Raw genomic sequence first — 13,225 nt, 5'->3', positions numbered from 1 at the left:
TCCACTTCAAAAAGCAACCGGCGACTTTGGTTGCGTGAGGCACTGAACCGAAAAGTCGGCCTATCGAGAGGCGATGAGCCTTAGGCAACAACTGCGTGCGAGGGCTTCTGGAGCTTGTGTCATTTGAGATCCCGTAATCACTGCGAATTCCATAAGTGAAGCTCAAGTTCGGCGAGAAAGTCAGAGTAGCTGCAAAAAAAAACTCACTTAATCTGAAAGATTAGCCGTAACTGATTGATATGCCGTCGGGCAAAATCTCATAATGAGTGATTACCCACGCCTGCACACGGTCTGTTGTCTGTTGCCCCATGCGTAAACTTCTCGCTTTTACCGTCTCCATGGCCCTGGTTGCCGCCGTCGCCGCGTATCTGGTCTGGACCCAGGAGCGCCCCGTGGCGCATTACCTGTCGGACCTGCGCATCACCCTCGCCGTCAACGAAGGCCTGCCGGCTGACCGTGGCAACTTGCTGGGCATCCAGCCGGAGCTGTTTCCGGCCGACTACCAGAGCCTGGAACGCCTGCACCTGAAGCTGTCGGCCTACCTGCAAAAAGCCCGCGACCAAGGGCTGATCAACGACAAGACCATCGTGGTACTGCCCGAACATATCGGCACCTGGCTGATGCTCATAGGCGAGAAGAACGAGGTCTACCAAGCCCTCCACGCGAAAGATGCGATGAATTGGCTGTCGGTCAGCAACCCACTGATGTTTGCGCGCGCGTGGATCAGCGCCACGGGCGACAACCGCACCGACGACGCCTACCTGCGCATGAAAGCCGATGGCATGGCGCGGGACTATCAGGTGTTGTTTGGCGGCCTGGCCAAGGAGTTTGGCGTGACCTTGGTGGCCGGCTCCATCACCCTGCCCAACCCAAGCGTCAGTCAGGGACAGCTGCAGGTCGGCCATGGTGCGCTGTATAACGCCAGCGTGGTCTTCAGCGCCGACGGTTTGCCCGTCGGCGAGCCGCAGCGTCAGCTCTACCCGATCTACGATGAACGTGGCTTTATCGAACCAGGTGATGAAAACGTCGTCAGCGTGGTCGACACCCCGGCCGGTCGCCTGGGCGTGCTGGTGGGCAGCGACAGCTGGTACCCGGAAAACTACCGCAAACTCAACGAACACGGCGCGCAGTTGATCGCAGTGCCGGCCTTTGTGCTGGGACGTGACACCTGGGACGGCCCATGGCGCGGTTTCAAAAGCGTGTCCACCCCGACTGAAATCAGCCTCAAGCCCGAAGAACTCAGTGAAGGCGAAGCCTGGCGCCGTCTCACGCTGATCAGCCAGCCCCCCGTCAGTCAGGCAAGCGCCGGCATGAGCGTGTTCCTGCGTGGACAATTCTGGGACCTGGGCACCGCTGGGCATAGCTTCCTCAGCAGCAACGGGCAAATCAGCGCAGATAGCGACGCCCGTGGTGCGCGCTTGTTGAATATCTGGCTGTGAAGCCCGTACGGCTGGGGGACCTGTCGGTGGGCTTCGTGCACACCCTGGCGGATGCCATCCACAGCCACGGCCTGGACCCGCAGCCGCTGCTGCTGCAATACGGCCTCGACCCGGCGCGCCTCGCCGAGGCCGGTGCACGCTTGTCGATCCCGCGTTACATGCGCCTTGGCCATGCGGCCATCCAGCTCACCGGCGACCCGGGCCTGGGTTTGCGCATGGGCCAGTTCAGCCGCCTGAGCCAGGCAGGGCTCGCGGGCGTCACCGCCGCCCAGGCGCCCAACGTACGCGAGGCTGCGCGCACATTGACGCGCTTCGAAGCACTGTACGGCTCCAATTATCGCGGGCAGTCGAGTTTTGTCGAAGATGCCGAAGGCGCCTGGCTGCGCTTCTACTCCATCAGCCCCTACAACGCCTTCAACCGCTTTGTGGTCGACTCGATCATCGCCGGCTGGCTGCATCAATTGTCGAGCCTGGCCCAACACCGGGTGCAGGCACAACGCATCGACATCGAATTTGAAACACCGGTGTATGCCGATCAGTACAACGCGCTCGGAGGCATTCACTTCAGCGCCGAGGCCAACCAATTGCGCCTCAACCAGCAAACCCTGGCCCTGCGCAACCCGCAGCACTGCCCAAGTACCTGGAACCTGTTGTTACAACTTTGTGAGAGAGAGTTGGAGCAATTGACTCGCACCCGCAGCCTGCGCGAGCGCATTACCCGGTTGCTCGGGCCGATGCTCAATGGTGGCCGGGAACCCGACCTGGAAGAAGTGGCGGCACGCTTGAAGCTGCCGACCTGGACGCTACGCCGCAAACTGGCCGAAGAAGGCACTCAGTTCCGCGCCATTCTCAACGATACCCGCCGCGACCTGGCCATGACCTATATTCGCGATACGGAACTGGCGTTCGGCGAGATCGCCTACTTGCTCGGTTTTGCCTCCGCCCAAGCCTTCCAGCGGGCGTTCAGGCGGTGGAACAACCAGACCCCAGGGGAATTTCGCCGCAGTCAGCGGCATTCCGCCTGAAGTCGGTCTTACAGCTCGGTTGCATCGTCTGCGGGTTCCAGCGGGTCCCATTCAAAGGCCTGGTACTCGAGCAGCTCTTCCTGGTAATCGTCCATGGGGGACTCCTTTTTTGAATTAACAGCGGTTGCAAACAAATGACATTCATCAACAGCCTAAAGTGCCGTGATGACGAAAAAATGTCTGCGCCATGACGTTCCTGCACTCCAGGATTAAACGTAGCAGCGCTTTATGGATTTAGCCGCCAGGACTTGAGGTGCGATTGCAATCATTGCAATTGCAATCACATAATGGATTCGATTAGGGTAGGCGCATCCGTGACCAGGTGACTCGCCCATGCCCACCTCCACCCTCGACTGCGCGCAACGCTGCATCGACGTTTTGAGCGCCGCAGAAGACGCTCCCAACTCACCGCTGTACACCGTGATGACCATGGCCAACACGCTCGAATCCAGCCGACAGGCGTGGGTGATTCGCGGCCAGTCACGCTCCCGGCGCGTGGGGAACTGGCCCAGCTGGTTTGCGCGCAATACCGTCGAAAAACCCTTGCTGTACCTGCACAGTGCGCAATCATCGGCACAGTTGAGTGCGCTGGCGGACGTGACCCAGCAGCGCGGCATCCTGTGCAACGACATCGAAAACCAGCCTTCGCCCTGGCCCAAAGGTGCACAACCTTCCCTGCCGCTGTGGCTCGCTACCCATCCACGTTGCACGCCGTACGACCCGGCTTCCGGTGAAGAAGCCCGGGCGATTGTGCTGGCAGGCTTGCACACGCTGTATGTCGACGGTGAACCGGGGTTTTATTACCTGGCGTTACATGATCAGCAAAGCGCAGGGGGTGCTGAGCGCGCAGGATCGCGAGGACGCGCTCAAGGGCATGTACCCGATCAAGCGTGACCACACGGGCGACGTACGTTTGCTCGGTGCGGGCCGGGCACTGGAAGACGTGCTGCATGCCGCACGGTTATTGAAGCAGGACTGGGACATCACGGCGCAGGTGTGGAGTTGCCCCAGTTACACGCGACTGGCGCGTGAGGCTGCAGCGGCTGAACGCTGGAATCGGCTGCACCCCACAGCGCCCAAGCGCAGTTGCCATCTGCGTGAATGCCTGGCCGCAACTGCGGCGCCGGTGATTGCTGTCACCGGATATCCGCAGGCGATTGTCGATCAGTTGGCCGCTCATACGGATGCGCGGTTTGTGGCGCTGGGGGCCGGGTCGGTGCAGGCCGGGGCGCCGAGTCGGTATTGGATTGTGGTGATGGCGCTCAGGGCGCTGGCGGATGAGGGGCGTATTGATCTTCAGCAGGTGGAAACAGCGATGGCCCGGTACCCGCTCAAATGAATTGGAACGCCGTCAACTGTGGGAGCTGGCTTGCCTGCTCCCACATTGGATCTCCACTGAGTTTCAGGTTTTGCGCCGGCTGCGGGTCTGTACCCCGGCCTCCATCGCCAGCCCCGCCGTGCGCTCCAACGCATCCGCAAACCCCTGGCGCTGCTCCGGTTCGATCTGCGACAGGAACAACTCATCCACCGTGCTTTCGTAGATCTTCCACATTTTTTTACGCAACACCCGGCCGGCATCGGTGATCGAGGCAAACGCCGCGCGGCCGTCGCCATCGGAGCGCGAACGCACGACTAGGCCATCCTTTTCCAGGCGGTCGACCAGGCGCGTGAGGTTGTAGCGCTCGATGGCCAGCACATCCGCCAGCTCGTGCATGCGGCGGGTGCCATCGGGGCCGCTTTCCAGGCCCCACAATGCGTCGTACCAGGCATAGGGCGGCAGGTTCGCCTCGGCCAGGCGGCGTTCGATTTCACGGATGACCGTCCTGTGGGCCCTGACAAAACGGAACCATACATCAGGCTCTTTCGACGACATGCAACACCATCCGAGGGATTTCAAGAAGGTTGCAATAGTAGCTCATCCCGCGCTAGATTCGGCTATGTAGTTGCAATTGCAATTACATTGACGGCACTCCCACAAAGAGCCCGCCACTTGAATTCCGCCTACCCTGGAGCTCCACATGACCCCGAACAACGCAGTCAGACGCGACGACGATCCACAGGAAACCCGCGAGTGGCTGGAGTCCATCGAATCGGTGTTGTCCACCGAAGGCCGACCGCGCGCGCACTACTTGATCGATCAGTTGCTGGATTTCGACGTGGCGCGGCATGGCGACTTCTATGGGCGGGTGACCACCCCCTACGTCAACACCATCCCGGTGGACCGCCAACTGCCCTACCCTGGCAACCTGGCCATCGAACGCCGGACCAATGCGTTTATTCGCTGGAACGCCATGGCGATGGTATTGCGTGCAGGCAAACACTCCGGCGTTGGTGGGCATATTGCGACCTATGCGTCAGCTGCTGTGCTGTATGACGTAGGCTTCGATCACTTCTTCCGTGGGCGCACCGATACCTTTGACGGCGACCTGGTGTACATCCAGGGCCACTCCTCCCCTGGCATTTACGGCCGCGCCTACCTGGAAGGCCGCATCAGCGAAGCGCAACTCGACAACTTCCGCCGCGAGGCCGGTGGCGAGGGCATTTCGTCCTATCCGCACCCACGGCTGATGCCGGACTTCTGGCAATTCCCCACCGTGTCCATGGGCCTCGGCCCGATCACCGCCGCTTACCAGGCGCGCTTTATGCGCTATCTGGAATTGCGCGGCCTCAAGCAGCACCAAGGGCGCAAAGTCTGGGCCTTCCTCGGTGATGGCGAAATGGACCAGCCGGAATCCCTGGCCGCCATCTCCCTGGCGGGTCGCGAGAAACTCGACAACCTGATCTTCGTGGTCAACTGCAACCTGCAACGCCTGGACGGCCCCGTGCGCGGCAACGCCAAGGTGATCCAGGAGTTCGAAAGCCTGTACCGCGCCGCTGGCTGGAACGTGATCAAAGTGATCTGGGGCGGTGGCTGGGACGCGCTGCTGGAAAAAGATCAAAGCGGCCTGCTGCGCCAGCGCATGATGGAATGCGTGGACGGCGACTATCAGAACTACAAGTCCCAGAACGGCGCTTATGTGCGCGAACATTTCTTCGGCAAATATCCGGAATTGCTGGCGTTGGTTGCGGACATGTCCGACGACGATATCTGGAAACTTTCACGGGGCGGGCATGACCCGGACAAGGTCTACAACGCCTACGCCGCCGCCGTGCGCCACAACGGCCGACCTACCGTGATCCTGGCGAAAACCGTCAAGGGCTTTGGCATGGGCGAAGCTGGCGAAGGCCAGAACATCAACCACCAACTCAAGAAAATGGGCGCCGACGCTGTAAGAGCCTTCCGCGACCGCTTCGGCCTGGAAGTGGCCGACGACCAACTCGCCGAAATCCCATACATCAAGCCTGCCGCGGATAGCGAAGAAGCCCGCTACTTCGCTGCACGCCGCCAGGCCCTCGGCGGCTACGTACCGGCGCGACACAGTGCGGTCGAATCGTTGCAAATCCCTGAACTGAGCGCCTTTGCCACCCAGCTTAAAGACACCGGCGAACGCGCGATCTCCACTACCATGGCCTTCGTGCGCATCCTTGGCACCCTGCTCAAGGACCCGCACCTGGGCAAACTGATCGTGCCCATCGTGCCAGATGAATCGCGCACCTTCGGCATGGAAAGCCTGTTCCGTCAGATCGGTATCCATTCCGCCGTCGGCCAGCTCTATACCCCACAGGACGCCGGGCAACTGAGCTACTACAAGGAGAGCAAGGACGGACAGATCATGCAGGAAGGCCTGAATGAATCCGGCGCCATTTCCTCATGGATCGCGGCGAGTACGTCCTACAGCAACCACGGCCTGATGACCGTTCCGTTCTATATTTTCTACTCCATGTTCGGCTTCCAGCGCGTCGGTGACCTTGCCTGGGCGGCAGGCGATGCAAGGGCGCGCGGCTTCCTGCTCGGCGCCACGGCCGGCCGCACCACGCTGATGGGCGAAGGCTTGCAACATGACGATGGGCACAGCCATATCCTGTCGTCGGTGATTCCGTGCTGTGTGTCTTACGACCCGACGTTTGCCTACGAGCTGGCGGTGATCATTCGCGAAGGCATGCGGCGGATGTATGTCGACCAAGAGGACATTTACTACTACATCACCCTGCTCAACGAAAACTACCCGCACCCGGCGATGCCTGATGGCGTGGAAGATGGAATTCTCAAGGGTATGTACCGACTGAATGCCAGCGAGCAGGCCCAGGTGCAACTGATGGGCAGTGGCTCAATCCTGCGGGAAGTCATGGCGGCGGCTGAATTGCTGGAGAAAGACTTTGGCGTGCAAAGCAACGTGTGGAGCGCAACCAGCCTTACCGAATTGCGTCGCGATGGCCATGAGGCCGAGCGCTGGAACCTGCTGCACCCGGAGAGCGAGCCACGGCCAAGTTATGTGGAGCAATGCCTGGCCGGTGAAACGGGACCCGTGGTGGTGGCGACGGACTACATGAAGCTATTCGCCGATCAGATCCGCCCTTTCGTGCCTGGCCGGCGCTTTGTGGCACTGGGTACGGATGGCTTCGGGCAATCGGATACCCGAGAAACCCTGCGGGCATTTTTCGAAGTGGACCGGCACTTCATCGTGCTGGCGGCCTTGAAGGCGCTGGCGGATGACGGTGTGATCGGTCGCGATAAAGTCAGTGAGGCAATCAGCCGCTACGGGATCAACGTCGACAAGACGAACCCCGTAGCGGTCTGAGTTACTGTGCAGGCGTCGGCAGGGGCGGAATCGCTTCGGTCGGCGCAGGCAACTCCGGGTTGGTGGCAGCCGGTGCAGGCTCTGCTTGCGGGGCAATCGGCGCGGCCTCGGCAGGCGGCGTGACGGGTTGTGAAGCGGCAGGCGCGTCCTTCGGCGGCTCGACCTTCTCGGCAGCCGGGGCGGCTTTAGGTTCCGGCACCCCCAGGTCAGCCTTCGGCTTCTCAGGGATATTCTCGGCCTTCTTCACCTCTTGCGGCAGGAACACATCCACCAGCGCAAAGTAACGATCATAGAACTTCGGCGCGGACACGGTCTCACTGGCCACCTTCACCATCGAGTCATCGGTAGAGCCGATTGGCATCGACACGGACCCCAGCACACCCACCCCCACACTCGCGGAGTTGTTGACCTTCTTCAGCGCGTAGCGATCCTGCAAGGCGTTGGCAAACATCGTTGAATGGTTGGTGCCTTTGCCATCATCGGCACACACCACGTTGAAGCTGATCTGCAGGTGGCTCTCGCCCGTCTGCTGAAAGCTCTTGTTACCCACGACCACTTTCGAATCGTTACTGGTGATGATGTAGCCCTGGCTCAGCAGGGCACGCCGCGCAGCTTCGCACGCGGCGACATCACTGACCGGGTAATCCCGTGAAAACGTGCCGGAGTCGTCGAAGCTCTCATGTTCATAGATAGCGGTCTTGGGTGACGAGCAGCCCGCGGCGCCCGCCAACACCAGCGCCACCCCAAGGCCACGCAAGTAAAATGATGTCGACATTGAAAATCCCGAGGAAAACAGTCAGGGCCGTATTGTGCAACAGAACGAGGCCTTGGCGCGCGCATTCCTGTCGGTAAAACGTCACAGCCCTATGAGACGCCACCTGTAGGAAAAAGCCCGGCGCACATGTGATCAACAAATACGCGCAATTTAACCGACGCATGGCGACTTGATGGCCACAACATCCAGAAACTGCCCCGGTGTTCAAGGTAGTCATCCAGTACCCGTTGCAGGCGCCCCTCGCGCACAGCGCGGTTGACCATATAGTCCGGCAGGCAAGCGATACCCAACCCTTCGTGCACCACATGGTTGAGGGACTCGATGGTGGTACTGACCAGAGGCGCGCGTAAAAAGGGTTCCGAGGCGCCGGGGGCGATGCGCAGCGGCCAAGGTTCCAGTTTGCCTGTGGTACAGAACTTGTGGCGCAGGCAGGCATGCTCGCTCAACTGCTGCGGCTCTTTCGGCGTGCCATGCTGGCGAAAATAAGCCGGTGTACCGACCAGCACCAATTGGTAATGCCCCAGATGACGGGCCATCAGGCGCGAATCTTCCGGTTTGCCAGTGCGAATAACCGCGTCGAAACCTTCCTCGATCACGTCCACCATGCGGTCGGAAAAATCCACATCCAGCTCGATATCCGGGTAGGCCCGCATAAAATCGCTGAGCACCGGCATCAACAAACCACGCACTTGCGGCACGCTGATGCGCAGCTTGCCCCGAGGCGTGGCGCTGGCTTCGGTCAGCTCGCGCTCAGCGGCCTCGACTTCGGCAAGGATACGCCGCGAACGCTCAAGGAACAGCGCGCCCTCGCTGGTCAAGGTGATGCTGCGGGTGCTGCGGTGAAACAGCCGCACACCCAAGCGCTCTTCCATCCGCGCGATGCTTTTGCCTACGGCCGAAGACGACACCCCCAGCGCACGCCCGGCGGCGGTGAAACTGCGAGTCTCCGCCACCTGCACGAATACCGAGAGTCTGCCAAGACTGTCCATGATGGGCCTTTGAAGATTGCGGACACTAAGGTCCGATAAGTTCGGAACCTTAGCCTGTTTTTGCGCCGACCACAGCCCCCTACTCTGCGTGCTCGACCTTTTGCATGGACAGAGCGCGATGACCTCCCTCACCGATTCCCCCGTCACAACCCGGCCTGAAACACTGCCGATGGCAGGCTTGCTGGCCCTGGCCAGTGCCGGCTTTATCACCATCCTCACCGAAGCCATGCCTGCCGGGCTCCTGCCGCAGATGGGCGAAGGCCTGGGCGTTTCGCCCGCGCTGGTTGGCCAATTGGTTACGCTTTACGCCCTGGGGTCACTGCTGGCGGCCATCCCGTTGACGCTGTTGACGCGAGGCTGGCGACGGCGGCCCTTGTTGCTGGTGGCCATTGGTGGCTTTGCGCTGGTCAACAGCGTGACCGCCCTTTCCAGCCACTATGGGCTGACCTTGGTGGCGCGCTTCTTCGCCGGCGTATTCGCCGGGCTGCTCTGGGCGTTACTGGCGGGTTATGCCAGCAGAATGGTTGCGCCACATCTGCAGGGCCGGGCGATTGCGGTGGCAATGCTGGGCGCCCCGTTGGCGCTGTCATTGGGTGTACCCGCCGGCACCTTTCTGGGCGCCGCGGTTGGCTGGCGCCTGAGTTTTGCGATCATGACCGGGCTGACCCTGGTGCTACTGATCTGGGCGCGCTGGCAGCTTCCGGATTTTGCCGGCGAACGCGGCGGAAAACGTTTGGGGCTGCATCAAGTGCTGACATTGCCGGGCATTCGTCCGGTGCTGTGGGTGACCTTCACCTACGTGCTGGCCCATAACATTCTCTATACCTATATCGCCCCGCTGTTGGTACCGGCGGGAATTGTTGCGGATATCGACCGGCTGCTGCTGGTGTTCGGCCTCGCCGCATTATTGAGCATCTGGCTGGCCGGCGTATTGATTGATCGGTGGTTGCGCGCACTGTTGCTGATCAGTTGCGCGCTGTTTGGCCTGATCGCCTTTGCGCTGGCGTTCTGGATTGACCTGCCAGCGGTCATCTACACCGCCGTCGCGCTATGGGGCCTGGCCTTCGGCGGACTGCCCGCGCTCCTGCAAACAGCGCTGGCCAAGTCGGCGGGCGAGTCGGCGGATGCCGCGCAGTCGATGCTGGTGACCGTTTGGAACCTGGGCATCGCGGGCGGCGGTTTGGCAGGCGGCGTGTTGCTCCAGGGGTGGGGTGTCGGCGCATTTCCGTGGGCGGTTGTGCTGCTGATGCTGCTGGCCCTGGCCGGCGCTCTACAGGCTGCGCCCCAACAACTGGCCCGGCCATCCCTCCAGGTCGAACGTTGAAATGCGCTCATAGCCACAGGACTCATAAAACCGCACCAGGTCGCCGGTCCCACCGCCGTAGCAGTCCACACGCAAACGCCTCACTCCCGCAGCACGGGCACGGTCGTCGGCGAAGGCCATGAGGCGCCGACCGATACCCCGTACACGCTGATCCCGCGCAGCGATCAGCAGCCGCACATAGACCTCCGGCTCTGTCGCTGCGGGCACATAAGCCATGGGCTCGCCCAACACGAGTGCGGCCAGGACCCGGCCGCCGTGTTCCTCTACCACCCACGCACCCGGCATCGCGCAGGCATCGGTTACTTGCGCAACCCGCCGCGGCGAGGCCGACCAAGGCTCGGTTCCCCATTGACCGTTATTGCCGATGGACACGAACCAGGCAATCACTTCGTCGAACACCTGCAAAACCGCCGGGGCATCCGCCACACTGGCCCGGCGGATCACCACCCCCTCACTTCCTTGATCGAACACGCTGAAAACTCCTTGGTCCGCGACAGTGAATGCCCAGTCTAGCGCACATAAAAAAACCCCCGGACTTTTCAGGCCGGGGGCTTCTTGTTCAAACCGACATCAGTACTTCTTGATGTCAGCCTTGGTTTCCAACTGCTTGCGGTACGCCGCGAAGTCCTGCTGCCCGACACGGGAAGCGAGGAAGCGGCGGTATTGCGCCTTTTCTTCATCCGTTGGTGCAGCGGCTTCGTTGACGCCGTTCAAGCGCACGATCACCAGGCTGCCGTCAGCCAGGGTCACGGTGGCGAAGGTCGGCTTGTCCTTGGCCGCAGGCTTGGGCATGCGGAACAGGGCTTGCAACACCGCAGGGTCGATCGCTTCCTGGCTACGGGTAGCCGCTTCAGTGACCTTCCAGGCCTGGCCGTCGACCGGCTGGTTCAGCGGTGTCTTGCCATCACGCAGGCTGGCGATCAACTCGTCAGCGTGGGTCTTGGCAGCCGCGCTGGCGCGTTCCTTGGCCATCTGCGTACGAATCGCGGCATTGACGCTTTCCAGCGGCAGTTGCGCAGGCTTCAGATGCTCCTTGGCACGCAGCACGATGATGGTTTCCGGGTCCAGCTCGATGGCGGTGCTGTTGGCACCCTCATCCAGTACTTCCGGGCTGAACGCAGCAGTGACCACGGCACGGTTGGCTGCAACACCTTCGCCACCTTCACGGCCAAACGGCGCGGAGGTATGCACGGTCAGCTTCAGGTCGGATGCCGGCTGGGCCAGGTCGGACGCTTCAAATGCCGCATCTTCCAATTGCTTGGTCGCTTCGACAAAACGCTGCTCGACTTGCTGCGCCTTGAGCTCTTTGGTCAACTTGTCTTTCAGGCTGGCAAACGTTGGCACTTGCGGTGCCTCAACGCCCAACAGCTTGATCAAGTGCCAACCGAAGGTGCTGCGCACTGGCGCCGAGACCTGGTCCTTGTTCAACGCGTACAACGCGGTTTCAAACTCCGGGTCGTACACGCCTGGGCCGGCAAAGCCCAGATCGCCGCCACTGTTGGCCGAACCTGGATCCTGGGAGAACTCCTTGGCCAGGGCTTCGAACTTCTCACCCTTGGCCAGGCGGGCCTGGATTTCTTCGATCTTGGCCTTGGCTTGCGCGTCGGTGACCTTGTCGTTGACTTCAATCAGGATGTGCGCCGCACGACGCTGTTCAGCGAGGTTGGCGGTTTCTTTCTGATAGGCAGCCTGCAGCTCATCGTCCTTGACGCTGACCTGGTCGAAGAAGGACGACTTCTTCAGTTCCAGGTAGTCGATAACCACTTGATCAGGGGTCATGAACTCTTTGGCGTGCTGATCGTAGTAAGCCTTGACCTCGTCGTCGGTGAGTTTCACCGCGGCAGGGTTGGCCTTGATGTTGACGGTGGCGAAGTCGCGGGTCTGTTTTTCCAGACGGGCGAATGCCAGCACTTCGGCGTCGGTGACGAAACCACTGCCGGCGATACCTGCGCGAACCTGACCGATGAGCATTTCCTGGGTCAGCATCTGACGGAATTGCATACGGCTGTAGCCCAGTTGACGAATCACCTGGTCAAAGCGTTCGGCGCTGAACTTGCCGTCCACCTGGAACTCCGGCGTCTGCAGGATCACCTGGTCCAGCGCAGCTTCAGAGAAGCCAAACTTGGAATCGGCCGCACCTTGCAGCAGCAGCTTGCGATCGATCAGCCCCTTGAGGGCCGCCTCGCGCAGCAGTTTTTCGTCCAGCAGCGAAGCATCGAAATCCTTGCCCAGCTGTTGCATCAGCTGGCGACGTTGCATGTCGACGGCTTGGCTCAGCTCGGTCTGGGTGATCTCTTCACCGTTGACCTTGGCCACGTCCTGTTTACTGTTACCCGAAGCCTGGAAAATGGCTTCGATACCGGTGAACGCCATCAATGCGACGATGATCCCGATAATGGTCTTGGCAATCCAGCCTTGTGAATTGTCCCTGATATTTTGCAGCATGCGTCCCCCAGAAACGGTTGAACTTCAAAAATAGGCAACCGTGGAGCGTGGGTAGAGTCCGGATAGAAGAAAGGCGCATCCGAGGATGCGCCTTCTCGTAACTGGCGGAGCGGACGGGGGTTTGAACCCACACCCCCGGCGTAGCGACCCAATGGATACGTAGGTCAGCTGCCGCTCCGCTGCCAGGCCAGACCTGCGTCCGACCCGGGTAGGTAAGGCTTGAGCGAAGCTTAGTTAACGGCTTCTTTCAGGGCTTTACCGGCTTTGAAACCTGGTTTCTTGGCAGCAGCGATTTGCAGTGCTTTGCCAGTCTGTGGGTTACGGCCAGTGCGAGCTGGGCGGTCAGTCACAGAGAAAGTACCGAAGCCTACCAGGACCACGGAGTCGCCGGCCTTCAGAGCGCCAGTGACGGATTCGATTACTGCATCCAGCGCACGGCCAGCAGCAGCTTTCGGGATATCAGCGGATGCAGCGATAGCATCAATCAGTTCCGACTTGTTCACTCTAAGTCCCCTTATATTTCTATTGAGTATGATTCTAAGTTTTTTG

The 13,225-nt window shown here is 60.8% G+C and carries 10 protein-coding genes and 1 pseudogene; 5 read left to right on the top strand and 6 right to left on the bottom strand.

The genetic code is table 11. The features are described 5' to 3' along the window. Positions 1–308: 308 nt before the first annotated feature. From AB4O35_RS16590 to AB4O35_RS16580, 3 genes and pseudogenes are all read left to right on the top strand, one after another. Positions 309–1,439, top strand: a complete 1,131-nt coding sequence (locus tag AB4O35_RS16590; RefSeq protein ID WP_065945926.1) for a carbon-nitrogen hydrolase family protein — start codon at positions 309–311, stop codon at positions 1,437–1,439. After that, on the top strand, positions 1,436–2,464 hold the full coding sequence (locus AB4O35_RS16585; protein WP_065945925.1) for an AraC family transcriptional regulator: 1,029 nt from the start codon (positions 1,436–1,438) through the stop codon (positions 2,462–2,464). Before AB4O35_RS16590 ends, AB4O35_RS16585 begins: the two co-directional genes overlap by 4 nt. A gap of 333 nt (positions 2,465–2,797) precedes the next feature. Continuing rightward, positions 2,798–3,803, top strand: a pseudogene (locus tag AB4O35_RS16580) (transketolase-like TK C-terminal-containing protein). 63 nt (positions 3,804–3,866) lie between these two features. On the opposite strand, the gene AB4O35_RS16575 reads toward AB4O35_RS16580, so the two are convergent. After that, a complete protein-coding gene (locus AB4O35_RS16575; RefSeq protein ID WP_065876010.1) occupies positions 3,867–4,337 on the bottom strand; it encodes a MarR family winged helix-turn-helix transcriptional regulator in 471 nt (156 codons plus the stop codon). Between the two features lie 145 nt (positions 4,338–4,482). Between AB4O35_RS16575 and aceE the strand changes: the two genes are divergently transcribed. After that, positions 4,483–7,143: a pyruvate dehydrogenase (acetyl-transferring), homodimeric type gene (gene aceE / locus AB4O35_RS16570; RefSeq protein ID WP_065876009.1), complete on the top strand. Its 2,661-nt coding sequence runs from the start codon at positions 4,483–4,485 to the stop codon at positions 7,141–7,143. 1 nt (position 7,144) lies between these two features. Here the strand turns inward: aceE and AB4O35_RS16565 are convergent, their stop codons facing one another. Both AB4O35_RS16565 and AB4O35_RS16560 read right to left on the bottom strand, forming a co-directional pair. Next, the gene (locus AB4O35_RS16565) at positions 7,145–7,918 is read right to left on the bottom strand and encodes a DUF2242 domain-containing protein (protein ID WP_065876008.1); all 774 of its coding nucleotides are present in this window, start codon (positions 7,916–7,918) and stop codon (positions 7,145–7,147) included. An 89-nt stretch (positions 7,919–8,007) separates the two neighbouring features. Continuing rightward, positions 8,008–8,907 carry a LysR family transcriptional regulator gene (locus AB4O35_RS16560; RefSeq protein ID WP_065876007.1) on the bottom strand — a complete coding sequence of 300 codons (900 nt, stop codon included), beginning with the start codon at positions 8,905–8,907 and terminating at the stop codon, positions 8,008–8,010. 118 nt (positions 8,908–9,025) lie between these two features. On the opposite strand from AB4O35_RS16560, the gene AB4O35_RS16555 reads away from it, so the two are divergent. Then, on the top strand, positions 9,026–10,231 hold the full coding sequence (locus AB4O35_RS16555; protein WP_065876006.1) for an MFS transporter: 1,206 nt from the start codon (positions 9,026–9,028) through the stop codon (positions 10,229–10,231). On the opposite strand, the gene AB4O35_RS16550 is transcribed toward AB4O35_RS16555, so the two are convergent. The 3 genes from AB4O35_RS16550 to AB4O35_RS16540 form a co-directional block, all read right to left on the bottom strand. Continuing rightward, positions 10,178–10,702 carry a GNAT family N-acetyltransferase gene (locus tag AB4O35_RS16550; RefSeq protein ID WP_065945924.1) on the bottom strand — a complete coding sequence of 175 codons (525 nt, stop codon included), beginning with the start codon at positions 10,700–10,702 and terminating at the stop codon, positions 10,178–10,180. The genes AB4O35_RS16555 and AB4O35_RS16550 overlap by 54 nt on opposite strands. A 99-nt stretch (positions 10,703–10,801) precedes the next feature. Then, positions 10,802–12,676: a SurA N-terminal domain-containing protein gene (locus AB4O35_RS16545; RefSeq protein WP_065945923.1), complete on the bottom strand. Its 1,875-nt coding sequence runs from the start codon at positions 12,674–12,676 to the stop codon at positions 10,802–10,804. Positions 12,677–12,906: 230 nt separating this feature from the next. Continuing rightward, a complete protein-coding gene (locus tag AB4O35_RS16540) occupies positions 12,907–13,179 on the bottom strand; it encodes an HU family DNA-binding protein (protein WP_003174819.1) in 273 nt (90 codons plus the stop codon). Positions 13,180–13,225: the final 46 nt, after the last annotated feature.

The sequence above is a fragment of the Pseudomonas sp. H1_A03 genome, from assembly GCF_054685145.1.
The sequence above is the reverse complement of the archived record's forward strand: the minus strand, read 5'-3'. Positions and strand labels throughout refer to the sequence as shown.